Origin of the sequence: Gordonia jinhuaensis, assembly GCF_014639795.1 — a bacterium.
In the GTDB taxonomy this organism is placed as follows: Bacteria; Actinomycetota; Actinomycetes; order Mycobacteriales; family Mycobacteriaceae; genus Gordonia_B; species Gordonia_B jinhuaensis.
Window position 1 is genome coordinate 92,268 of record NZ_BMGC01000009.1, and the last position, 23,159, is coordinate 115,426.

Consider the following 23,159-nt stretch of genomic DNA (forward strand, 5'->3'; position numbering starts at 1 on the left):
GTCATGGCCACGCCCCGACTCGGCCTGCGTGAGCTCGCCGACGAACAGACCATCTACCGGATCCTGCTCGATCATGCGTTGCGTGGGATCCGCATCCAGGCGATCCTGCGACTGTTGCTCGCGGTGTTCGTGGTGGCGGTGGTCGCTCTCGACCCGCCGGCGCACCATCTGGTCCTCACATGGACAATCGCGATCTGCTACCTCGTGTGGTGTGTCGCGCTGGCTGTCGTTGCGCCGCGCGGAGGGATCACCGCGGTGCGGTTCGTGTGGCTGGTGCTGTTCATCGACCTCGCCACCCTGACGGCGGTTGCGTTGGTGGCCAGTCGGTCTGATCAGACGAGCTGGACCTCGGATGTGCTCATCGTCGGATTCGCCATCATCCCGATGATCGCCGCCACGCAGTTGCGGCCGTCGGTGTGCGTCGCGATCGTGGTGCCGACGGTCATCGTCTTCTTCCTCGCGGCGTGGGCGGCTCGATCGGCCAACGGTGAACCGTGGTCGTCGGTGGTACTGCACACCTTCGTCATCGCTGCACTGGGCCTGGGTGCGGTGCTGCTCTCGTCGGTCCAGCGATCACGGGTGGAGACCATCGGATCGCTTGCCGCGCAACGTTCACGACTCCTCGACGAGACCAGGGAGATCGAGGACCGAGAGCGACGCGAGCTCGCCGAGACCCTCCATGACGGTGCGCTGCAGTACGTGCTCGCCGCGCGACAGGAGCTCGAGCAGTTCCGTCATGACGGCGAGGGCGCCCAACTCGACCGGGTCGCCGAGGCGCTGCGGGAGTCCTCTGCGCTGCTCCGGTCGACTCTGACGGTCTTGCATCCGGCGATCCTCGAGCAGGCGGGATTGCCAACGGCGCTCGCCGAGTTGGTGCGTGCGCAGTCGACCCGACCCGGGCTGACGATCTCGCTCGACACCGCCGGGTGGCCGCCGAATCTGCGTACAGACGTCGACGCGTTGCTGTTTGCGACCGCCCGTGAACTCCTCACCAACGTGGTGAAACACGCTGCGGCACAGCATGTCGAGATGACGATCGAGTATGACGGGGAAGAAGAGGGCGGGGGAGAACAGGGCGGGGGAGAACAGGGCGGGGGCACCGCCCGGCTCGTCGTCGTCGATGACGGCGTGGGTGTCGACACCCAGCAGATGGCCAGGAGTCTGGCCGAAGGGCACATCGGTCTGGCCTCACGGCGTGTGCGTATCGAAGCGTCGGGTGGCACGTTGTCCGTCGAGCCCCGACGTGGCGGGCCGCGGTCGACGGGTCAGGGCGATGCCGCACGGCCGGTGCGGGGGACCGTGGCCATCGCACAACTTCCGGTCGTCATCGACTCGTCGTCGTCGAACTGACGTGAGCATCCACCGATCGGTGGACCCCTCGGTCATCCGTACGTTCACCCATCAGGGCGATGTCCGGTGGCCTGTTCACACGGCAAAGTCATTGGTGTCAAACACATTCCCGGACGCGGCGGCGATCCACCCGCCCGGCGAGCACAAGGAGTCACCATGAAGATCTCGAACAAGTTCACCACCCGCCGTGCCGCTACCGCAGCAGTGGGCATCGCCGTCGCAGCCGGTGCGACCGTCGCCGGTGTCGGGCTGGCCAACGCCGGCACGCTTCCGGTCACCCACCCGGGTGAGCCGACCACCGCGATGACGATCACCAACCACACCAACCGCTACGAGTGGCTGGCCGGGGCAACCAACGGCGGACAGCAGTGGGTGAACGCCCCGCAGGAGGTGCTGGCCCCCGGTGCCTCGGAAACCGTGGTCTCGGTCGCACCGAACTCGCCCTACATGACCGACTTCGTCAACTACCACGTGGGCGCCTTCGGCCCGATCGCGACCTACGAGCTCGAGAACGTGCGCGGTGATGTGAACACGGCGATGACCGGGATGAGCGGGTACGGATCGGGTGGGTACTGGATCCACGCCAACATCGACAGCTGGTACCCGAATGTGAACGTCAGCTACGACCAGTGGTGAGCGATCAGCTCACCGTGAGCCGCTGCCCGTTTGACGGGCGAGCCCGACTGCCATCGGCGTCCTGTCATCGGTGTCGATGAGAGTGATGCCGGTGGCAGCTGGTGCCTCTGCAGCGGTTCGGCCGAGGATCAGCCGGTGTAGTTGCTCATGCGCACACCGTGTTCGGCGAGCCACGGGGTCGGGTCGATCTTGGTGATCCCGTTCTTCCACACCTCGAAGTGGCAGTGCGGGCCGGTCGACTGTCCGTCGCTGCCCACGAGACCGATCACGTCGCCGGCCTCCACGCGCTGCCCGGCGTGGACGAGGACGCCTGAGCTGAACATGTGTCCGTAGACGGTGACGGTGCCGTCGGGGGCACGCAGCAGGATCCAGTTGCCGAAGCCCGACGCCGGGCCCGCCGCGATGATCACACCGTCGGTGGCCGCGTGGATCGGCGTCCCGAGTGGGGCGGCGAAGTCCACGCCCGCGTGGAAGGTGCCCCAGCGGCCGCAGTAGCAGGAGGTGAAGTCGTACTGGCCCAGCGGGATAGGGGAATCGAAGAACGGGCGACGCGAGGCCGCATCGGCCGCCGCCTTCGCCGCAGCGATCGTGGAGCCCTCTTTGAGCTGGTCGGTGAAGTCGTGCATGTCGGCTTGGACGGGAGTCCGGACCACATCGGAGTCACCGGTGTCGACGGTCGCGGCCACCAGTTTGGTGCCGTCGATCGGAGCCGCGGTGGTCACCTTCTGCTCTTGCTGAGTGATCTGACCCGACGCCGCTGCCACGGCCGCACCGGCGGCCACGGCGACCAGTGCGGCGCGTCCGCCACGCAACGAACTCGGCGGAGCCTGCAGGCGGTGGCGGCCCTTGCCCTTGCGGGGACGTGTGTCCGGTGCGACATAGGAGATCGGCGGGGTGTAGTCGTCTGCGCGTGCACCGCCGACCTCGAACGGGTGCTCGTGGACCCGTTCGTCGAATTCGATCTCGGCGACGACGATGTCCTGGGTGATCTCCGAGGGCGACTCACGACGCGCCGGTGCGGTTTCCCAGCCAGTGGGCGACCAGCGGCTCGACCAGTCGGCTTCGAACTCCTCGATCTCCCCGTCGAGGGTTCCCCCATCGCGGATCTCGTCATCGAGATAGGCGACTCCGGTCACCCGACTCTCGGTCATATGCGCGGCGTAGGCGACACCGGCGGTGCGACGCGACTGGGGTCGGCGGTTGTCCTCGCCGCGGGGGTCGCCGGAGTCGAGGTATCCGCTGCGATCGGAAAACGAGGGGGTGAGGAGGTCGTCGGAGTCCAGCCGCATGCGATAGGCATCACCGGCACGCTGACGCCGGTCGTCTCGACCCGCACCATTGGGACTCGTCGCGCTCCGGTCAACCAAGATCCTCAAACCCTTCACCTCGTGGCGGCAGGTGTTCTGCAGTGGTGGAAACCGGGTGGTCAGAGATGTGTCTGACGCCCGATTCGTCAACTGCGAACTACAGATTCACGATGTCGTAACCATCTCGTGATCTGGTGCCGCGTTGACGGTAACGAAATGATTGCGGGAGTCGCAACAGCTATCGGGCAAAATTCCCGTATGTGACACGCGTCACATACGGGTACGGTTGTCGGCAGTGACGTGGCACACACGCTTGGCACGGTCCCGACAGGCCCGAAATCGAGAGGTCTAATGTCTCGTTGTGGTCCGCGAATCACACAACACGCGGACAACTCAACGAAACGGTGAACTGAATGGATCTCTTCGAATACCAGGCGAAGGAACTGTTCGCCAAGCACGGGGTTCCCACCACTCCCGGACGCGTTACCGACACCCCCGAGGGCGCACGGGCTATCGCCGAGGAAATCGGCAAGCCGGTGATGATCAAGGCCCAGGTCAAGGTCGGCGGTCGCGGCAAGGCCGGCGGTGTGAAGTACGCGGCTACCCCGGATGACGCACAGTCGAACGCGGAAAACATTCTCGGACTCGACATCAAGGGTCACATCGTCAAGAAGTTGCTGGTGGCCGAGGCCAGTGACATCGCGGAGGAGTACTACATCTCCTTCCTGCTCGATCGCGCCAACCGCACCTACCTGGCCATGTGCTCGGTGGAAGGCGGCATGGAGATCGAGGAGGTCGCCGCGACCAAGCCCGAGCGACTGGCCAAGGTCCCGGTCGACGCCGTCAAGGGTGTCGATGTGGCAACGGCTCGCTCGATCGCCGAGCAGGGTCACCTGCCCGCCGAGGTGCTCGACGCCGCAGCCGTGACGATCGCGAAGCTGTGGGAGGTGTTCGTCGGCGAGGACGCCACCCTGGTGGAGGTCAACCCGCTGGTCCGCACCCCCGACGACCAGATCCTCGCGCTCGACGGCAAGGTCACGCTCGACGAGAACGCGGACTTCCGTCACCCCGACCACGACGAGTTCCAGGACAAGGACGCCACCGATCCGCTGGAGCTCAAGGCCAAGGAGAACGACCTCAACTACGTCAAGCTCGACGGTGAGGTGGGCATCATCGGTAACGGTGCCGGTCTGGTCATGAGCACCCTCGACGTGGTCGCCTACGCGGGTGAGAAGCACAACGGCGTCAAGCCGGCGAACTTCCTCGACATCGGTGGCGGCGCCTCGGCCGAGGTGATGGCCGCCGGGCTCGACGTCATCCTGGGTGACGAGCAGGTCAAGAGCGTGTTCGTCAACGTCTTCGGCGGCATCACCGCCTGCGACGCTGTCGCCAACGGCATCGTCGGTGCGCTGAACAAGCTCGGTGACGAGGCCAACAAGCCGCTGGTCGTGCGCCTCGACGGCAACAAGGTCGAGGAAGGTCGCAAGATCCTCGCCGATGCGAACCACCCGCTGGTGACGCTCGCCGAGACCATGGACTCCGGCGCCGACAAGGCCGCCGAATTGGCGAGCAAGTAAGGGGCCACGTCACATGTCAATCTTTCTGAACAAAGACAACAAGGTCATCGTCCAGGGCATCACCGGCGGTGAGGGCACCAAGCACACCGCGCTGATGCTCAAGGCGGGCACCAACGTGGTCGGCGGCGTGAACGCACGCAAGGCCGGAACCACCGTCACCCACAAGGACAAAGACGGCAACGACATCGAGCTGCCGGTGTTCGGCACCGTCGCCGAGGCGATGGAGAAGACCGGCGCCGACACGTCGATCGCCTTCGTGCCGCCGAAGTTCTCCAAGGACGCCATCATCGAGGCGATCGACGCGGAGATCCCGCTGCTGGTGGTCATCACCGAGGGCATCCCGGTGCAGGACACCGCCTATGCGTGGGCCTACAACGTCGATCACGGCAACAAGACCCGCATGATCGGCCCGAACTGTCCGGGCATCATCACGCCCGAGGAGTCGCTGGTGGGCATCACCCCGGCGAACATCACCGGCAAGGGCCCGATCGGCCTCGTCTCGAAGTCGGGCACGCTGACCTACCAGATGATGTACGAGCTGCGCGACCTCGGCTTCTCGACCGCCATCGGCATCGGCGGCGACCCGGTCATCGGCACCACGCACATCGATGCGATCGAGGCCTTCGAGAAGGATCCCGAGACCAAGGTCATCGTGATGATCGGCGAGATCGGCGGCGACGCCGAAGAGCGCGCCGCGGCCTACATCAAGGCCAACGTCTCCAAGCCGGTCGTCGGGTACGTCGCGGGCTTCACCGCCCCCGAGGGCAAGACCATGGGCCACGCCGGCGCGATCGTGTCGGGTAGCTCGGGCACTGCCCAGGCGAAGAAGGAAGCGCTCGAGGCCGCCGGTGTCAAGGTCGGCAAGACGCCGAGTGAGACCGCAGTCCTCGCCCGCGAGCTCTACAAGGCTCTCTGACCCGATCGACCCGCTGGGTCGCTCGCCGTGATCGGGCGCGTCGTGATCGCCGGGCACCGTCGACGCCCCGCACAGCATGCGTGAACGCCGGATCCCCCGAGAGGGATCCGGCGTTTCGCGTCTAGGATGCCGATGTGAACGAAGTGGTGACTGTGGCGCCCTCGACGCGGCTGGTCACGGTGCCTGTCGGTGCGGCGTCACTGATGGTTCGAGGCGCGGTGCTGGGCGCCGAGGTGGTCGCGGTGACGGGGGTGGCCGGTGCCCGGCTCGCCGCACGACTGCCATTCGTCGGTCGTCATATCCGCCGAGTCGGCGATGTCCTCGCCCGTACCGGCGAACGGACGTTGTTCCTCGAGTTGCCGGTGGCGATTGTCGTCGTCAAGATCCTCGTCGCGCGGGTGGTCGCCGACATCGTCGCCACCCTCGACCTCACCTCGCTGGTGAAGGAGAATGTCGACCTCGACGCGATCGCCGACGCCATCGATCTCGACCGCATCATCGACCGGCTCGATTTCGACGCCATCATCCGCGACCGCGTGGACGTCAACTCCGTTGCCCGCCAGATCGACCTCGACGGCGTGGCGCGCCTCATCGACGTGAACGCCGTCGCCGCACGCGTGGATGTCGACGCGATCATCGACCGTGTCGACCTCGTGGGGCTGGCATCGATGGTCATCGACGATGTCGACCTGCCGCGCATCATCCGCGAGTCGACCATGGGTGTCACCACCGAGGTGGTGGCCGATGTGCGGGTTCAGGGTGAACAGGCCGACGACACAGTGGCGCGGGTGATGTCGAGACTGCTGCGCCGCAAGGAGATCGAGGCCCCGACGATCGAGGTGCAGCGGCCGGCGAGTGATGGGGCGGCCCGATCCACACGTGCCGATTCGTCGAAGCGCGAGGGAGGTGATCGGCGATGAGCACCGCGACGGTTCGCCTTCGGGTGGCCGGTGTGGTCACCAGATGTGCTGCCTCCGTGATCGATCTGGTGATCGTGCTGATCGTGCTCGGTGTCGCCTACCTCGGCCTGATGCTCGCGTCGTTCACCTACGCCCCGCGCCACTATCACATGCCGTCGTTGTCGCTGATCTTCTCCGGCACCGCCACCGTGGTGGTGATCGTCGTCTACCTGGCGTCGAGCTGGACCATCTCCGGACGCACACCGGGTGCGGCGCTGATGGGACTGGAGGTGGTCGACGTGCGCGGCCGACGGATCGGCTGGCGGCGCGCGCTGCTGCGGGCGGTCTTCTGCACGTTCTTCGGCGTGGGGCTGCTGTGGTCGGGGGTCGACGCCGGACGCCGTTCCGTCCAGGACATCGCGTTGCGCACCCGCGTGGTCTATACGCGTGAGCCGGGGGTGTCGGCGAGTGCTCTCGCGCCGCCCCCCGGCAACGGTGCGGCGCACGGCTGACCGGGGTCTGCGGTCTGGTCACCCGATGGATCATGCTGTGCCCGCTTACAATCGACCATCATGAGCACGTCGACCGAGGCCATCACACCCATCTACTACGACACCGATCTCGGTATCGACGACGCGATGGCGCTGGCATATCTGCTGGCCTCGCCGAAGGTCGATCTCGTGGGTATCGGGACTGTGAGCGGCAACTGTTCGGCCGCGGCCGCCGCCCGCAACACCCTCGACTTCCTCGGTGTCGCCGGCCGCGCTGACATCCCGGTGGCCGTCGGCGCACACGATCCGATGGTCGGCGCATTCGACGGCGGCTCGCCGGAGGTGCACGGCGACAACGGGATCGGCGACATCGAGCTGCCGGCGGCCTCGGCCGAGGCGGTCGCAGGCGATGCGGCCGACATGGTGATCGAGCTGGCCCATACCCATCCGGGACGGCTCACCGTGCTCGCGGTGGGTCCGTTCACCAACCTCGCCATCGCACTCGAGCGCGAACCGGAGCTGCCGCAACTCGTCGCCGACGTGGTGGTGATGGGCGGGGCGGCCTGTGCGCCGGGCAACGTGACTCCGGTGGCCGAGGCCAACATCTGGCACGATCCCGAGGCGGCCGACGCCGTGTTCACAGCCCCCTGGACAGTGACGATGGTCGGCCTCGACGTCACCATGGCGCACCGGTTCTCCCTCGATGACCAGCAGGCGCTGACGCAATCGGGCCGGCCGGCCGCTCAGGCCATCTCGGCGATGCTCGACACCTACATGTCCTTCTACACTCCGATCTTCGGCGAACCCTGTGTGGCGTTGCATGATCCGCTGGCCGCGGCGATCGCCGCGGGTGACATCGACACGGTGTGCGCGCCGACGGTCGGGATCCGGGTGGACGTCACCGACGGCCCCGGTCGCGGACGGACGATCTGCGATATGAGAGGTCGCTACCGCGGCTATCCCGCCCCCGAGGGTGCACGCCACCGCGTGGTGCTCGAGATCGCCGAACCGTTCGCCCCTCGACTACGTGAGGCGATTCTCTCGGTCTGAGGGCTTCGGCGCCCGCATCGTCGGCCGGATGGGGGACCACCACGGCGCTCGGGTGAGACGAACGTGCTGGAGTAACGTCGTCAAGACGATGTCCGACGATCCCAGCCCCGCAGAACCAGCGCCTGCCGACCCAGCGCTTGCCGACCCAGCACTTGCCGACCCAGCGGTCTCGTCTGACCGCGCTGGCATCTCTGACCCCGGTGCCTCTGGTACCCGGCCGCCCACCAGGCGCGACCTCGCCAAAGCGGAACGCCGGCGTGAGCTGCTCGAGGCGGCGGCGCGGCTGATGGCCGAACGCGGGTTCTCCGGCGTTCGCCTGGAGGACATCGGTGCGGAGGCCGGTGTGAGCGGCCCGGCGATGTATCGGCACTTCCACGGCAAGCTCGACATTCTCGCCGCGATGCTCGTGGACATCTCCGCGCGGCTCCTCGAGGGCGGGACCGCCGTGGTGGAGGCCAACCGCGACCCTGGTGCCGCGCTCGCCGGCCTGATCGGATTCCACACGGATTTCGCGCTCGGAGAACCTGATCTGATCCGCGTCCAGGATCGTGACCTGTCGTCGCTGTCGCCGGATGCGAGCAAGACGGTCCGGTCGTTGCAGCGCCGGTATGTGGAACTGTGGACCGACGTCCTCCTGCGGTACGCACCACAGCTCGCGCGATCCGAAGCGGGGTTCCGGGTGCAGGCGGCCTTCGGCTTGCTCAACTCGTCGCCACGCCTGCCGAACATCGACAACGCCCGAGCGCGTGAGCTGCTCATCGAGATGGCGAGTGCCGCACTGCAGCTCTGAGCGGTCGGTGCGACCGGTGCGGCGCAGGTCGCAGCGACTGCGAATCGGGTACCGGTGAGGCGCCAGGGCAGTGCAATTCCGGCCGAGAATATATCGTCATCCATCGGTAAAATTAGTAAAGCGTTGTCGCGCAGCGCTTTTCATACTTTCTACTTTCACGACGGTGTCGTGAATTGTTTCCCTGATGTTCCGCTGCGACGTGGACGATTCGCCCGTTCGCCGATTTCCAGGCGACCAGACGAGCTGCCCGCGAAGGTTCGCCGGCGCACGATGTACAAGGGGAATTCATGAGTGTGAACGTCTCGATGAGGCGTGCTCTGGTGGGGGCGACGATGGTCTCGGGCGCGGTTGCGATCGCGTTCTCGACCTACGGAACCGCTGCCGCCGACACGTTCGTCAAACTGCCCGACGGTCAGCAGTCGGGTGCCGGCCTCACGCTGACCCGCACGAACGAGCATGTGCAGGTCTCGCCGTCGCTGGCGGCCAACGGTGCCGGGCGCGTGGCGTGGGTGAGCGGCGACGTGACGTTGAAGGCGCCGAAGCTCAAGGCCTCACCCTCGGGGCCGGCCAACGGACCGGCCGGAGACACCTCCGGTGCCGCCTCGGGACCCAACAGCACCGGTAACACCTTTCCGCAGTTCGCGACGGTGCCCGGGTCGGGTGGCGTCTCGACCGACGGTGCTGCTGCCACGCTGTCGGTGGGCTACATCGTGGGCTGCCAGGTCAACATCTCCAGCCTCTCCGCCGGTGGTGCGCTGGGCATCTCGGCCACGCCGTCACTCACCGGCACCTTGAGCATCCCGCTCACCCCGGGCAACGTGACCTTTGCGCTGCTCGATGCCAAGGACATCACCAAAGCCGGCACGTACCACATCAACTGGGATCGCACCCAGATCGCGGTGCAGGGTTGCGGCGGATACGCCCAGGCCCGCTCGTTCGCGGTCGTGGAGACCACCGGCAACGACCACGTCAAGATGACCCTGCTGGGCAAGCCGTTCTCGATCGGCTGACCTTCCCCCTTTCCGCTCTCCACGAGATCGCTTGACCCACAAGATACGAGGACTCATCGCAATGAAGCTCTCCAGCAACTCCGCGCGCCGCGGCGTCCGGATGGCCGGCGCCGTGGCCGTGGCCACCGCCGGAATCGGGCTCCTGTCACAGGGGGCCGCCAGCGCCGACACCTTTGTCAAGCTGCCCGGTCAGACCGACGTGCAGACTCTCTCCGACGGCACCAAGGTCACGGTGACCCGTTCCGGCGAGACCGCCACCCTCAGCCCCGGCATGAGCTCCACACCGCTGCTGCGCAACGCCACGGTGTCGGGTAAATACCAGGTGAAGGTCTCCGACAAGAAGGCGAAGGGCAAGATCCAGGCCGGTTATCTGGTCGGCTGCCAGGTGAACCTGCTCTCGGCAGGCGAGAGCGGCGCCGACGCTGCCACGCCGACCTCGAGCGGTGACATCACCCTCAAGCCCACCTCGACGACGTCGATCTCGCTCGGCCCCGGTCAGGTCTACAGCTACTACCTCACCGATGTGGAGTCCGCCGACGCCTTCGGTGCCGACTCCCACGCGTCGAAGTTCTCCTTCTCCGGTGGTGAGGGGTCGTTCACCTACATCAACTCGACCATCCAGATCAACGGATGCGCCGGATACGCGCAGGCTCGTTCGTTCGCCACCATCAAGGTGTCGACGAGCAGCACCGACCAGGTCGTGACCGTCTGGGGTAAGCCCTTCAGCATCGGCTGATACGTCCGCCTGAGACTTCCTGACCTCTCACAGGAAAGCCGCCCTGCGACAACCCATCTCGGGAGTCGCAGGGCGGTTCTGTGTCCTGTGCGGTCTGTGGCCGGCGATGCGGAGAGGCCCTCAGATCTCCAGTTCGTCACGGCGGCGGGACAATTCGTCGTGGTAACGGGCGACGTTGTCCAGCTTGACCTGCTCGTATCCGCGGATCATGTCGGGAAGTGCGGCCAATTCCACCACCGCCGGCAACATCGCGTCGTCGAACCGTCGCGCGGCGAGTGCGGCACATATCGCGTCCACGAGCTCCCGGTACTCGGCGACCAGTGCACGTTCGGTGCGCCGGATCTCGGTGCGCCCGAACGGGTCGAATCGTTTTCCGCGCAGCCTCTTGCATCGGGCGAGCGCCGCGAGTACCGGCGCGGTCCGCGGACCGAAGCTCATCTTGTCCTTGCGGCCCATCGCCCGTAGCAGGGGCGGATGCAGGCGGACCGACACCGTCGCGTCCTCGCCGAAGTCCCCGGCGATCTGTGCGGCGAACGCGGCATCGGCGGTGAGCCTGGCCACCTCGTATTCGTCCTTGTACGCCATCAGCTTGTAGAGGTTGCGCGCGACCGCATCGACGAGCTCGGCGCTGCCGCCGACGTGCGCGAGCTCGCCGAGGACGCTCAGATACTCACCGGCATAACGGCTGTCGGCATAGGCGGTCAGCTCCTCGACCCGCACCGCGACCGTCCGGGTGAGTTCGGAGTCCAAACCCACAGCCGCGGCAGCAGACCGTGCCGCCGCGCTCGGGGAGGGCCTGTCCACGCTGCCGACCGGGGCGACCGAGTTGCTGGGCGAGCCGGTGCCGGTGGCGGGGTGCGGTCGCATGGCGCGTGCGACGGCGTCCGGATCGGCGACCAGCTGCCGTCCTCGCCGGAACGCTTGGATGTTGGTGTCGACCGCGACCGCATTGAGCTCCACCGAACGCTCGACGGCAGCCGCCGAGATCGGCAGTGCGCCCGTCTGATACGCCGCACCCACCATCAGCATGTTGGCGAACTGCTCGTCGCCGAACAGCGTCGTGCTCAGCGACCCGGCATCGAGATATGCCGTCCGCGCGACGCGTGCGTCGATCGCATCGTGGATCGCGTGCGAGGCGGGGAATCCGACCGCGGTGTCGATGACCATCGCCCCGGTGGGGATCTGGGTTGTCGACACCACCGCCACGGTGCGATCGGCCGCGGTGACCCGCAGGGTGGCCGGGTCGGTACCTACCAGCGCATCGCAGGCCAGGTACACGTCGCAGGTGTCAGAGGCCGCCTTGGCGGCACGCTCGGGCGGGCGGCCGTCGCCTCCGCAGGCGGACTCGAAGGCCGAGATCTTCAGGTCGCTGATCACCGCACCGCCCTTCTGTGCCAGCCCGGTCATGTCGACCGTGCGCGCCGACCGACCGTCGAGGAAGGCCGCGGTCGCGAGCACCTGGGACACCGTGACCACACCCGTGCCGCCGATCCCGGCGATGCGCATGGTGAAGTCCCGCGTCGGAGTGACCGTGCGGGTGGGTGTCGGTTCGGCGGTGGATTCCGCAGCGATCGGCGCGGCGCGGCGAGGTGTGCGCTGCCCGCTGACCACGGTGACGAATGAGGGGCAATCACCCTCCAGACAGGAGAGGTCGACGTTGCAGGAACTCTGGTCGATCCGGGTCTTGCGGCCGAACTCTGTCGAGACAGGCTGCACCGACAGGCAGTTCGACTTCTTTCCGCAGTCCCCGCAGCCCTCGCAGATGCGTTCGTTGATCATCACTCGCTGGGTCGGGGGCGCGATCCGCCCGCGCTTGCGGCCACGGCGCTTCTGCGCAGCACATTGCTGGTCGTGGATGAGCACGGTCACCCCGGGCGTGGCCGCGAGTTCTTCGGTCACCGCAGCCAGGTCGCTTCGGTCGCGCACGCTGACGCCCGCCGCGAGATCGGCCTTGGCCGTTCGACGCGGATCGTCGGAGGTGATCACCACGCGTGCAACGCCTTCGGCGATGAGCAGCCGGGTGAGCCTCGCCAGCCCGAGCTCACCCACCGGATCCTGCCCGCCGGTCATCGCGACGGTCTGGTTGTAGAGGAGTTTGTACGTGATGTTCTCCCCGGCGGCGACCGCTGCGCGCAGCGCCAGTGAACCGGAGTGGGTGAAGGTGCCGTCGCCGATGTTCTGCACGAAGTGGTCGGCGGTGACAAACGGAGCCATCCCCAGCCACTGCGCGCCCTCGCCGCCCATCTGGGTGACCCCGGCCACGTCGCCGACCTGCGCCGGATCCATCAGCAGAACCATGGCATGACAACCGATCCCGCCGCCGACGAGGGTGCCGGGGGAGGCCTTGGTCGAGCTGTTGTGCGGACACCCCGAACAGAAGTACGGGGTGCGCACGGCCAGGGGTAGGTCGATGCGGGTACCGGTACCCCGTGCCGTGTGCTCGTCGAGCCACGCCTGCGCCGGTGCCACCCGGTGGACGGCTGCCAGACGCTGAGCCAGGTGCAATGTCACGGAGTCGACGTCGAGTTCACCGAAGCGCGAGAAGAGCGTGGAGCCGTCCTCGTTGCATTTGCCGACGATGCGTGGCGCCGCCGGGTGGCGGTAGAGCATGTCGCGCATCATGGTCTCGATGAAGTCGCGCTTCTCCTCCACCACGATCACCTCGTCGAGTCCCCCGGAGGCGGTGTGAGTGATGAAGCGGTGCACCACTTCTGCATCCAGCGGGTAGACCATGCCGAGTTTGAGCAGCCGGATCCCGAGCCGGTTCAGTTCGGAGTCGTCGAGTCCCATCAGGTGCAGAGCGTTGCGCACGTCGAGGTAGGTCTTACCCGCGGCGACGATCCCGATCCGGTCGTCGCCGCTGGACACAGTGATGCGGTTGATCCGGTTGGCGCGTGCATAGGCCAGCGCACGGGGGATGCGGATGGTGAGCTGATTCTGCTCGAGTTCCATCAGATCGGCGCCGAGAAGCCGGCCGCTGGGCACATGTGGGCTGCGCCCGAGCTCGCCGAGCGCCGGGACCACGCGGTCGGGATCCACCAGGGCGACCGATGCGCCGTCGGCGACGTGTGCGGAGATCTTCATCGCCGTCCACACCCCGCTGACCCGGCTCATCATCGCCGCGTGGACGCCGAGGTCGAGGATGTCCTGGGAGTCGGCCGGTGCGAGGGTCGGCATGTACAGGTCGGCCAGTGCCATCTCGGAGGTGCACGGGACTGTCGAACTCTTGGCGCCGGGGTCATCACCCACCAGCGCCACCGCCCCGCCGTCGGGATGGGTGCCGATGATGTTGGCGTGGCGCAATGCGTCGCTGGCGCGGTCGAGGCCGGGTGCCTTGCCGTACCAGTAGCCGACGACGCCGGTGCGTGTCCGCCCGTCGGCGGTGGCGTCGAGGGCGCCGATCGTGGCGGCGAGCTGTGAGCCCATCACCGAGGTGGCCGCGAGTTCCTCGTTGAGTCCGGGCCGGTGCACGATGTCGAACGGTTCCAGAAGTGTGCGATTGCGGATCAGTTCGAGATCGAAGCCGGCCAGCGGTGATCCCTCGTAACCGGAGACAAACGACACGGTGTGCGCACCGGCCCGTCGGTCGACGCGCACCCGGTCGGCGATCATGCGCACCAGTGCCGGGATACCGCCGAGGAACACCGGACCCGATTCGCGCAGGTAGCGGTCGGTGAGGGCGACGTCGCCGGGGTCGATGAGCCGTTCATGCGGTTGCGTCCCTGGTGTGGGTCGGTTGGGTGTGAGTCGGTTGGGTGTGGGTCGGTTAAGTGCGGGCTGGTTGTTGGAAGTGCTGTCGGCCGCTTCGCCGGCGAGGGTCATGGGTACACCTGGCCTGTCGTGTCGGCACCCTCGGGCGGTCTCGAGTGACCTCGGCGGGTGCAGCGCGGATATGGGTGGTCCGGCTCCTGCGGGAATCCGAGGTGGTGGATTCCCGCCTTCCACAGTACGAGTGCACGTGGCCTGCGGCACTCAAATGAAGATGAGAGATTTGGGTTACATCAAGAGGCATGCTGCGCTACAGTCAGATTCAGTTAATCGACACTAACTGAAAGGCGCGGTGTGACCAGCACCTCCACGCACGCCGGACCGGCCACAGAATCGGTCGGGGCTGATGACGGCAGGGTTGATGACGGCAGGGTTGATGAAGCCGTTGGCCGTGATGCTCACGTCGCCGCGGTCACCACGCTGCGAGCACGCCTCGCCCAGGTGGCCCGCGGCGGTGGGGAGCGTGCCAGGGCACGACACCTCGAGCGCGGAAAACTCCTCCCGCGCGACCGGGTGGACGGGCTGCTCGACGTGGGATCGCCATTCCTGGAGATCGCGCCGCTGGCCGCCTACGGCATGTACGACGGCAAGGCGCCCAGCGCTGGCATCGTCACCGGGGTGGGCCGGGTCGCCGGTCGCGAGGTGATGATCGTGGCCAATGACGCCACGGTCTCCGGCGGTACCTACTACCCGATGACGGTCAAGAAGCATCTGCGTGCACAGGAGGTCGCCGCCGCCAACCGGTTGCCGTGCATCTATCTGGTGGATTCCGGCGGCGCGATGCTCCTCGCCCAGGACGAGGTCTTCCCCGATCGCGAACATTTCGGTCGCATCTTCTACAACCAGGCCACGATGAGTGCGGCCGGTATCCCGCAGATCTCCGCGGTGCTCGGATCCTCCACGGCCGGCGGTGCGTATGTGCCCGCGATGACCGACGAGAACGTGATCGTGCGCGATCAGGGCACGATCTTTCTGGCCGGTCCGCCGTTGGTGAAGGCTGCCACCGGCGAGGATGTGTCGGGCGAGGATCTCGGTGGCGGAGCGATGCACTCCGCGGTTTCCGGTGTCACCGATCACCTGGTGGACAACGACGAGCAGGCGCTGGCCGCAGTCCGGGACATCGTCGCGACATTGGGCCCCCGCGAGGCCGCACAGTGGGAGCGCTCGCCGGTGGTGCCGCCTCTGCATGCCCAGACCGACCTCTACGACGTGGTGCCCACCGACACGCGCACACCCTACGACGTGCGCGGTGTGATCGAGATCCTCGTCGACGGCGGCCGGTATCGGGAGTTCAAGCAGAACTACGGGACCACCCTGGTCACCGCCTTCGCCCACATCTGCGGGCACCCGGTGGGGATCGTGGCCAACAACGGTGTGCTGTTCAGCGAATCCGCCCTCAAGGGAGCACATTTCATCGAGCTGTGCGATCAGCGACGTATTCCGCTGGTCTTCTTGCAGAACATCACCGGCTTCATGGTGGGACGCGCCTACGAAGAGGGCGGCATCGCGAAGAACGGCGCGAAGATGGTCAACGCCGTTGCCTGCGCGCGGGTTCCGAAGCTGACGGTGATGATCGGCGGATCGTTCGGCGCCGGAAACTATTCGATGTGCGGGCGCGCGTATTCGCCACGATTCCTGTGGAGCTGGCCCAATGCCCGGATCTCGGTCATGGGTGGTCCGCAGGCCGCCGACACACTGGCCACGGTGCGGCGCGCTCAGATCGAACGTGCCGGAAAGGTCTTCTCGGAGCAGGAGCAGGAAGAGTTCAAGGCGCCGATCCGCGAGCAGTTCGAGCGTCAATCCGACGCCTACTATTCCACCGCGCGACTGTGGGACGACGGGATCATCGATCCCGCCGACACGCGCACGGTTCTCGGTCTCGCACTCGAGACGTGTCGATACGCGCCGCTGGCCGATCAGCGCTACGGCGTCTTCCGGATGTGAGGGTGACGACGATGGCTAGCTCGACAACTGTGTCCCTGCCTGCGGACTCCGCATGCGACTCCGGTGACACGCGAGACATCTCCTCCGGCGAGGGTGGGACACGTGCTGCGGCGGGGACTGCTCGCCCGATCCGGACGGTCCTCGTGGCCAATCGCGGCGAAATCGCCTGCCGCGTGATCTCGACGTTACGGCGACTGGGTATCCGTAGTGTCGCGATCTACACCGATGTCGATGCCGACGCCGCCCATGTGGCACTCGCCGATACCGCGATACGGGTGGGGCCGCCCGTGCCCGCCGACGATCCGATGGCGACGCCCAGTGCCAAGGGTTACCTCGACATCGACGCGGTGGTCGCCGCGGCACGACAAGCCGGTGCCGACGCGGTACATCCGGGATACGGATTCCTCTCGGAGAACCAGGATTTCGCCGCAGCTCTGGTCGAGGCCGGCATCATCTTCATCGGACCGCCGGCATCAGCGATCGCGACGATGGGGGACAAGATCACCGCACGCGCGGCCGTCGGGGAACGCGACGTGCCGGTGGTCCCGGGAATCTCGCGGCCCGGTCTCACCGATGACGAACTCGTGGCGGCGGCCGGGGACATCGGATTCCCCGTTCTCATCAAACCCAGCGCGGGCGGCGGCGGCAAAGGAATGCATCGGGTCGACGACCCGGCCGCGCTACCCGCTGCACTGGTCACCGCACGGCGTGAGGCCGCAGGCGCATTCGGTGACGACACCCTGTTCCTGGAACGGTTCGTCGACACCCCCCGCCACATCGAGGTGCAGGTGCTCGCCGACGAACACGGATCGGTCATCCATCTCGGCGAACGCGAATGCTCATTGCAGCGGCGCCACCAGAAGGTGATCGAGGAGGCACCGTCGGCATTGCTCGACGAGGCCACCCGGGCACGTATCGGTGCCGCGGCCTGCGACGCGGCCCGCAGCGTGGGCTACACCGGTGCGGGCACAGTGGAATTCATCGTCTCCGCACACCGCCCCGACGAGTTCTTCTTCATGGAGATGAACACCCGGCTGCAGGTGGAGCATCCGGTGACCGAGATGGTGACCGGTCTCGACCTGGTGGAGCAACAGATCCGCGTGGCGCGCGGCGAGCGGCTCGGAGTGGCTCAACACGAGGTGATCCTGTCCGGACATGCGATCGAGGCGAGGGTGTACGCCGAGGATCCCGCAGCCGGATTCCTGCCGACCGGCGGGACGGTCATCGCACTCGAGGAGCCAGAAACCGGCGGGAGCAGTGGCGTGCGCGTGGATTCCGCATTGGTGCGCGGACTCGAGATCGGCAGCGATTACGATCCGATGCTGGCCAAGGTGATCGCACATGGCGACGACCGTGCTCAGGCACTCGAGCGCCTCGACCGTGCGCTGTCGCAGACCCGGGTGCTCGGTGTGGTGACCAACATCGACTTCTGCCGTCATGTCCTGCAACGCCCTGAGGTCATCGAGGCGCGACTCGACACCGAACTGCTCGACCGGGTCGCCGAGGAGTATGCGGCGCCTACGCCGCCTCCGCAGGCCGCAGCGGTGGTCGGGTTGTCACGCGTGGCCACCGGGCGTCTGGGCGTGAGAGACTCCGCGTCGTCGGGAGAGGTTGCCCCGCATCGTGATCCAGACGGTGATCCGTGGCGTGAGTCGGTGGGCTGGCGTATCGGTGGACGGTCGCCGGTGATCACCCGGCTCACCCGCGACGGCGAGGTGTACAGCGTGGCCGCCGACATCGCCTCGACCGCGCGAGGCGAGCTCACGGGAACAGTGACCGTGACCCTCAAGACCGACACCGAGACCGGCGCCGCGAGTGCCCAGACCACGAACCCGCAGTGGAGTTCACACATACGCTATCGACCCGACGGCGAGGGCCGGGTGCGGCTGATCCTCGACGGAGTCGGCGAACAGTGGTCGGTCGCCGCAGCGGCGGATGGGCCCGGGCGGTACAGCGGCACTGAGGATCCCGAGATCTGGTGGGTGTCGGGTCCGACGGGCACGTGGCAGTTCCGACAGGCCCGCACACTCGCCGACGATGCGGCTGCCGACGCGGTCGGCGACATCGTGAGCCCCATGCCGGGCACGGTCGTCGCGGTGGGAGTCAGCGACGGTCAGCACGTGACGGCGGGTACTGCGGTGGTCGTGGTGGAGGCCATGAAGATGGAGCACACCCTCACCGCCCCACTCGACGGTCACGCACATGTCCGAGTCCGCGTCGGCGACAAGGTCGCCGCGGGCCAATCCCTGGCGACGATCGCCATTCGAGAAGAGGACTAGATGGAACTCACGCAGGAGTACGACGACCTGATCCACACCGTGCGCGACTTCGCGCAGTCGGTGGTGGCTCCGGTGTCGGCGAAACATGATGCCGAGCACAGCTTCCCGTATGAGGTCGTCGATCAGATGGGCAAGATGGGCCTGTTCGGTCTGCCTTTTCCCGAGGAGTACGGCGGCATGGGCGGCGACTACTTCGCGCTGTCACTCGCGCTGGAGGAACTCGCCAAGGTCGACCAGTCGGTGGCGGTGACCGTCGAGGCGGGCGTGAGTCTCGGCGCGATGCCGATCTACCGTTTCGGATCGCAGGAGCAGAAGCAGCGGTGGCTGCCCGACCTCACCTCCGGGCGTGCGCTGGCCGGTTTCGGCCTCACCGAACCCGGAGCCGGATCCGACGCCGGGGCGACCGCGACCACCGCCGTCGATGACGGTGATTCCTGGATCATCAACGGCGCCAAGCAGTTCATCACCAACTCGGGCACCTCCATCACTTCCAATGTCACCGTCACCGCCGTCACCGGGACGAAGCCCGATGGACGCAAGGAGATCTCGACGATCATCGTCCCCTCGGGCACACCGGGTTTCACCGCCGAACCGGCGTACAACAAGGTGGGATGGAACGCCTCGGACACCCATCCGCTCACGTTCACCGACGTCCGCGTGCCCAAGGAGAACCTGCTCGGCACACGCGGCCGCGGTTACGCGAATTTCCTGTCGATTCTCGACGAGGGCCGTATCGCCATCGCCGCCCTCGCGACCGGGGTCGCCCAGGGGTGTGTCGACGAGAGCGTGAAGTATGCGACGCAGCGGCAATCGTTCGGTCAGCCCATCGCCCAGTACCAGTCGGTGTCATTCGCCATCGCGCGGATGGAGGCGCGAGCCCACACCGCACGCACCGCGTACTACGACGCCGCGGCGAAGATGCTGGCGGGCAAGCCGTTCAAGAAGGAAGCCTCCATCGCGAAAATGGTGGCCAGCGAGGCCGCGATGGACAACGCGCGGGTGGCGACCCAGATTCACGGCGGCTACGGATTCATGAACGACTACGTGGTCGCGCGACACTACCGCGACTCGAAGATCCTGGAGATCGGCGAGGGCACCACCGAGGTGCAACTCATGCTGATCGCACGAGAGCTGGGACTATGAGTGTTTCGCAGGCCGACTCGGCCCAGCACGCCGGTCGGCGGATCACCCAGCGCGGGTTGTGGTTCGAGGAGTTCGAGATCGACACGATCTACGAACACCGCCCCGGTCGGACGGTGACCGAAGCCGATAACGTGCTGTTCACCACCTTGACCATGAACACCCAGGCATTGCACCTCGACGCGGCGTTCGCCGCGACACAACCCGGATTCGGCGGGCAGCGGCTGGTCAATTCGATGTTCACGCTCTCGACGATCGTCGGTCTGTCGGTGGCTCAGCTGACCCAGGGCACGCTTGTGGCCAATCTCGGCTTCAGTGAGATCGCCTTCCCCCATCCGCTGTTCCACGGTGACACGCTCTACGCCGAGACAGTGTGCACCGGAAAGCGTGAATCCCGTTCGCGCCCAGGGGAAGGCGTGGTCGATCTGACACATGTGGGCCGCAATCAGGACGGCGAGATCGTGGCCAGAGCCTCGCGGGCGACGCTGGTGCGCATGGCTGCCAGTGGCGGCAGTGAATCGGCGGGAGGTGTGGCGTGACGACCGACCCGCGGGGTGCCGGCGGCTGGACGCCGCCGGGACCGGCGATGCTGTTCTGCCCGGCCGATCGTCCCGACCGCTTCGCCAAAGCCGCCGCGCGCGCCGACGTGGTGATCCTCGATCTCGAGGATGCGGTGGCCCCGGATGCGCGCGAGGCGGCGCGACGGGCACTGGTCGAACTCCCGCTGGATCCCACACGGACGGTGGTGCGGATCAACGCCGCCGGCACCGAGGATCGCGCTCGAGATCTGCATGCGCTTGCACAGACCGAGTATCAGGTGGTGATGACCGCCAAATCCGAATCAGCAGACGAGCTCGCCGACGTCGCGCAGCAGGTGATCGCGCTCATCGAGACACCGCTGGGTGCGGTACGCGCCACCGACATCGCAATGGCCGACAACTGCGCCGGACTCATGTGGGGTGCCGAAGATCTGGTCGCCGCGATGGGCGGACGATCCAGCAGATTCGCTGCCACAGAACGCGATTCGGGCACGTATCGGGATGTCGCCAGATGTGTGCGCTCGACGGTGCGACTGGCTGCCGCTGCATTCGGTCGCTTCGCCGTGGACGCGGTACACATCGACATCGACGACGTGTCGGGGTTGGCGGCCGAGGCGACCGATGCGGTGGCACTGGGCTACGCCGCCACCGCATGTATCCATCCCGCACAGGTCGAGGTCATCCGTCGTTGCTATCGGCCCACCGAGGCCGAATACATCCGCGCTCGCGAGATCGTCGATGCCGCGCACAGCCGCGGCGGGGTGTTCCGGCTCGGCGAGACGATGGTCGACGGCCCCGTGATCACGCAGGCGCACAGCATCATCGCCCGACATGCCGCGACCACTGCGGCGACAGACACCGCAGGAGAGTGAGATGAGCGAGCACATCACGTCAGCTGATCCGGAGGATGCCGCGAACAGTGGGCTGTCGTATTCGCGTGGCGAGCCGCAACCGCCGCTGCTGGAGATGACCATCGGCGATTCGCTGGCGGCTACCGCGGATCGCTTCGCCGACAACGACGCTCTCATCGACGAGGTCACCGGAACCACGCTGACCTACCGGCAGTTCCGCGACGCGGTGCGGGTGCTGGCAGCCGGGCTGATGCGGCGAGGGATCGGCCGCGGCGATCGCTTCGGAATCTGGTCGCCGAACAGGGCTGAATGGGTGATCACCCAGTACGCCACCGCCGAGATCGGCGCGATCCTGGTCAACCTCAACCCGGCGTATCGGCTGCGCGAGATCGAGTTCGCGCTGCGTCATGTCGGTATACGACTCGTACTCGCCTCACCCGCGCACCGCGACAGCGACTATCCGGGCATGCTCACCGCGGTGGGTGAGGCACTGCCCGAGCTCGAGTCGTCGATCATCTTCGGCAGCGCCGAATGGTCGCAGCTCACCGCGCCGCCCACCGACGACGAATTGCAGACGGTGGCCGACGCGCGTGCGGCACTGCATCCCGACGATCCGATCAACATCCAATTCACCTCGGGGACAACCGGTAACCCCAAGGGTGCGACGTTGAGTCACCGCAACATCCTCAACAACGGCTATCTGGTGGGCGAACTGTGTCACTACACCGACGCGGACCGCATCTGCATCCCGGTGCCCTTCTATCACTGCTTCGGCATGGTGATGGGCAACCTCGCCGCCACCACCCACGGCGCGGCGATGGTGATCCCGTCGGCGACCTTCGATCCCTCCGCTGCGCTGAGAGCCGTTGCGGCACATCGGTGCACGAGTCTCTACGGTGTGCCGACGATGTTCATCGCGGAGCTGGCACTGCCGGATTTCGCCGACCATGACCTCTCGACACTGCGTACGGGCATCATGGCCGGCTCGCCCTGCCCGGCCGCGGTGATGCGCCGGGTGGTCGAGGAGATGCACATGAGCGAGGTCTCCATCTGTTACGGCATGACCGAGACGTCGCCCGTGTCGACCCAGACCCGCTCCGAGGACACCATCGCCCAACGGGTGGGCACGGTGGGCCGGGTGGGCCCGCATCTGGAGATCAAGGTGATCGACCCGGTCACCGGAACCACCCTGCCGCGCGGGTCGACGGGGGAGTTCTGCACGCGCGGCTACAGCGTCATGTCGGGGTATTGGAACGAGCCCGAGAAGACCGAGCAGGTCCTCGACGGCGACGGGTGGATGCACACCGGGGATCTGGCGGTGATGGACGACGACGGCTACGTGCAGATCACCGGACGTATCAAGGACATGGTGATCCGTGGTGGCGAGAACATCTATCCCCGCGAGATCGAGGAATTCCTCTACACCCACCCCGACATCATCGACGCGCAGGTGATCGGCGTTCCGGACCCGAAGTACGGCGAGGAGTTGATGGCGTGGATACGTCTGCGTGAGGGTGCAGCCGAACTCACCGCCGCTGACATCCGTGACTTCGCGACCGGGCAGATCGCACGACACAAGATCCCGCGCTACGTCCACGTGGTGGAGGACTTCCCGATGACGGTCACCGGCAAGGTGCGCAAGGTGGAGATGCGCGAACAGGCCATGCAGATCCTCGCATTGGGAGCCGAGCTGCCGGGATGATCGTCTCCCGGTGCCCGGCTGGGTGTGAGCGGGGTGTCGAGTGATCAACTGTCGGTCGCATGTGCGATGTTGTCGTGCGCGGGCCGCCGGGCTCGGCGGACTTCGGCGGAACTCACATGTCGATGTACTAGCGTGGCACTACGCCGAACCGGCCCTTGCGGGTATCGGCATGTC

Annotated in this window: 18 protein-coding genes; 16 read left to right on the forward strand and 2 right to left on the reverse strand. The window is 66.8% G+C overall.

What is annotated here, in order from left to right; translation table 11 throughout:
• Nucleotides 1-3: 3 nt before the first annotated feature.
• Entirely contained in the window at nucleotides 4-1,350 is a 1,347-nt protein-coding gene (locus IEW22_RS08600; RefSeq protein WP_229742315.1) for a sensor histidine kinase, read from the forward strand.
• Between the two features lie 156 nt (nucleotides 1,351-1,506).
• The gene (locus IEW22_RS08605; RefSeq protein WP_188586203.1) at nucleotides 1,507-1,986 is read left to right on the forward strand and encodes a hypothetical protein; all 480 of its coding nucleotides are present in this window, start codon (nucleotides 1,507-1,509) and stop codon (nucleotides 1,984-1,986) included.
• 128 nt (nucleotides 1,987-2,114) lie between these two features.
• Here IEW22_RS08605 and IEW22_RS08610 read toward each other — a convergent pair whose 3' ends face one another.
• Complete coding sequence (locus tag IEW22_RS08610) at nucleotides 2,115-3,362, reverse strand: M23 family metallopeptidase (protein ID WP_229742316.1); 1,248 nt, start codon at nucleotides 3,360-3,362, stop codon at nucleotides 2,115-2,117.
• A gap of 344 nt (nucleotides 3,363-3,706) precedes the next feature.
• Here IEW22_RS08610 and sucC point away from each other — a divergent pair, with 344 nt between their 5' ends.
• The 8 genes from sucC (at nucleotide 3,707) to IEW22_RS08650 (ending at nucleotide 10,762) form a co-directional block, all read left to right on the forward strand.
• Complete coding sequence (gene sucC / locus IEW22_RS08615) at nucleotides 3,707-4,870, forward strand: ADP-forming succinate--CoA ligase subunit beta (protein ID WP_188586204.1); 1,164 nt, start codon at nucleotides 3,707-3,709, stop codon at nucleotides 4,868-4,870.
• A gap of 13 nt (nucleotides 4,871-4,883) precedes the next feature.
• Complete coding sequence (sucD, locus tag IEW22_RS08620; RefSeq protein ID WP_188586205.1) at nucleotides 4,884-5,786, forward strand: succinate--CoA ligase subunit alpha; 903 nt, start codon at nucleotides 4,884-4,886, stop codon at nucleotides 5,784-5,786.
• 134 nt (nucleotides 5,787-5,920) lie between these two features.
• On the forward strand, nucleotides 5,921-6,706 hold the full coding sequence (locus tag IEW22_RS08625) for a hypothetical protein (RefSeq protein WP_188586206.1): 786 nt from the start codon (nucleotides 5,921-5,923) through the stop codon (nucleotides 6,704-6,706).
• The gene (locus IEW22_RS08630) at nucleotides 6,703-7,197 is read left to right on the forward strand and encodes an RDD family protein (protein WP_188586207.1); all 495 of its coding nucleotides are present in this window, start codon (nucleotides 6,703-6,705) and stop codon (nucleotides 7,195-7,197) included. Before IEW22_RS08625 ends, IEW22_RS08630 begins: the two co-directional genes overlap by 4 nt.
• A gap of 60 nt (nucleotides 7,198-7,257) precedes the next feature.
• Complete coding sequence (locus tag IEW22_RS08635) at nucleotides 7,258-8,226, forward strand: nucleoside hydrolase (protein WP_188586208.1); 969 nt, start codon at nucleotides 7,258-7,260, stop codon at nucleotides 8,224-8,226.
• A gap of 88 nt (nucleotides 8,227-8,314) precedes the next feature.
• Nucleotides 8,315-9,016: a TetR/AcrR family transcriptional regulator gene (locus tag IEW22_RS08640; RefSeq protein ID WP_188586209.1), complete on the forward strand. Its 702-nt coding sequence runs from the start codon at nucleotides 8,315-8,317 to the stop codon at nucleotides 9,014-9,016.
• Between the two features lie 287 nt (nucleotides 9,017-9,303).
• Entirely contained in the window at nucleotides 9,304-10,026 is a 723-nt protein-coding gene (locus IEW22_RS08645; protein ID WP_188586210.1) for an MspA family porin, read from the forward strand.
• 61 nt (nucleotides 10,027-10,087) lie between these two features.
• Nucleotides 10,088-10,762, forward strand: a complete 675-nt coding sequence (locus IEW22_RS08650; protein WP_188586211.1) for an MspA family porin — start codon at nucleotides 10,088-10,090, stop codon at nucleotides 10,760-10,762.
• A gap of 120 nt (nucleotides 10,763-10,882) precedes the next feature.
• Here the strand turns inward: IEW22_RS08650 and IEW22_RS08655 are convergent, their stop codons facing one another.
• Nucleotides 10,883-14,584: an indolepyruvate ferredoxin oxidoreductase family protein gene (locus IEW22_RS08655; protein ID WP_188586212.1), complete on the reverse strand. Its 3,702-nt coding sequence runs from the start codon at nucleotides 14,582-14,584 to the stop codon at nucleotides 10,883-10,885.
• A 366-nt stretch (nucleotides 14,585-14,950) separates the two neighbouring features.
• Between IEW22_RS08655 and IEW22_RS08660 the strand changes: the two genes are divergently transcribed.
• From IEW22_RS08660 to IEW22_RS08685, 6 genes are read left to right on the forward strand one after another with little or no spacing between them, the layout of a single operon-like run.
• A complete protein-coding gene (locus IEW22_RS08660; RefSeq protein ID WP_188586254.1) occupies nucleotides 14,951-16,474 on the forward strand; it encodes a carboxyl transferase domain-containing protein in 1,524 nt (507 codons plus the stop codon).
• A gap of 11 nt (nucleotides 16,475-16,485) precedes the next feature.
• Complete coding sequence (locus IEW22_RS08665) at nucleotides 16,486-18,753, forward strand: acetyl/propionyl/methylcrotonyl-CoA carboxylase subunit alpha (RefSeq protein WP_188586213.1); 2,268 nt, start codon at nucleotides 16,486-16,488, stop codon at nucleotides 18,751-18,753.
• Nucleotides 18,754-19,896, forward strand: coding sequence for an acyl-CoA dehydrogenase family protein (locus IEW22_RS08670; protein WP_188586214.1), 1,143 nt, complete (start codon nucleotides 18,754-18,756; stop codon nucleotides 19,894-19,896).
• The gene (locus IEW22_RS08675; RefSeq protein ID WP_188586215.1) at nucleotides 19,893-20,432 is read left to right on the forward strand and encodes a MaoC family dehydratase; all 540 of its coding nucleotides are present in this window, start codon (nucleotides 19,893-19,895) and stop codon (nucleotides 20,430-20,432) included. Before IEW22_RS08670 ends, IEW22_RS08675 begins: the two co-directional genes overlap by 4 nt.
• A gap of 47 nt (nucleotides 20,433-20,479) precedes the next feature.
• Nucleotides 20,480-21,304 carry an HpcH/HpaI aldolase/citrate lyase family protein gene (locus IEW22_RS08680; RefSeq protein ID WP_188586255.1) on the forward strand — a complete coding sequence of 275 codons (825 nt, stop codon included), beginning with the start codon at nucleotides 20,480-20,482 and terminating at the stop codon, nucleotides 21,302-21,304.
• Between the two features lies 1 nt (nucleotide 21,305).
• The gene (locus IEW22_RS08685) at nucleotides 21,306-22,985 is read left to right on the forward strand and encodes an AMP-binding protein (RefSeq protein ID WP_188586216.1); all 1,680 of its coding nucleotides are present in this window, start codon (nucleotides 21,306-21,308) and stop codon (nucleotides 22,983-22,985) included.
• The last annotated feature ends 174 nt before the right edge of the window (nucleotides 22,986-23,159 follow it).

Excerpts from the sequence above, each read along its gene's own strand:
- IEW22_RS08600 (WP_229742315.1), top strand. The coding sequence starts at position 4 with ATGGCCACGCCCCGACTCGGCCTGCGTGAGCTCGCCGACGAACAGACC.
- IEW22_RS08605 (WP_188586203.1), top strand. The coding sequence starts at position 1,507 with ATGAAGATCTCGAACAAGTTCACCACCCGCCGTGCCGCTACCGCAGCA.
- sucC (WP_188586204.1), top strand. The coding sequence starts at position 3,707 with ATGGATCTCTTCGAATACCAGGCGAAGGAACTGTTCGCCAAGCACGGG.
- sucD (WP_188586205.1), top strand. The coding sequence starts at position 4,884 with ATGTCAATCTTTCTGAACAAAGACAACAAGGTCATCGTCCAGGGCATC.
- IEW22_RS08630 (WP_188586207.1), top strand. The coding sequence starts at position 6,703 with ATGAGCACCGCGACGGTTCGCCTTCGGGTGGCCGGTGTGGTCACCAGA.
- IEW22_RS08635 (WP_188586208.1), top strand. The coding sequence starts at position 7,258 with ATGAGCACGTCGACCGAGGCCATCACACCCATCTACTACGACACCGAT.
- IEW22_RS08640 (WP_188586209.1), top strand. The coding sequence starts at position 8,315 with ATGTCCGACGATCCCAGCCCCGCAGAACCAGCGCCTGCCGACCCAGCG.
- IEW22_RS08645 (WP_188586210.1), top strand. The coding sequence starts at position 9,304 with ATGAGTGTGAACGTCTCGATGAGGCGTGCTCTGGTGGGGGCGACGATG.
- IEW22_RS08650 (WP_188586211.1), top strand. The coding sequence starts at position 10,088 with ATGAAGCTCTCCAGCAACTCCGCGCGCCGCGGCGTCCGGATGGCCGGC.
- IEW22_RS08655 (WP_188586212.1), bottom strand. The coding sequence starts at position 14,584 with ATGACCCTCGCCGGCGAAGCGGCCGACAGCACTTCCAACAACCAGCCC.
- IEW22_RS08665 (WP_188586213.1), top strand. The coding sequence starts at position 16,486 with ATGGCTAGCTCGACAACTGTGTCCCTGCCTGCGGACTCCGCATGCGAC.
- IEW22_RS08670 (WP_188586214.1), top strand. The coding sequence starts at position 18,754 with ATGGAACTCACGCAGGAGTACGACGACCTGATCCACACCGTGCGCGAC.
- IEW22_RS08675 (WP_188586215.1), top strand. The coding sequence starts at position 19,893 with ATGAGTGTTTCGCAGGCCGACTCGGCCCAGCACGCCGGTCGGCGGATC.
- IEW22_RS08680 (WP_188586255.1), top strand. The coding sequence starts at position 20,480 with ATGCTGTTCTGCCCGGCCGATCGTCCCGACCGCTTCGCCAAAGCCGCC.
- IEW22_RS08685 (WP_188586216.1), top strand. The coding sequence starts at position 21,306 with ATGAGCGAGCACATCACGTCAGCTGATCCGGAGGATGCCGCGAACAGT.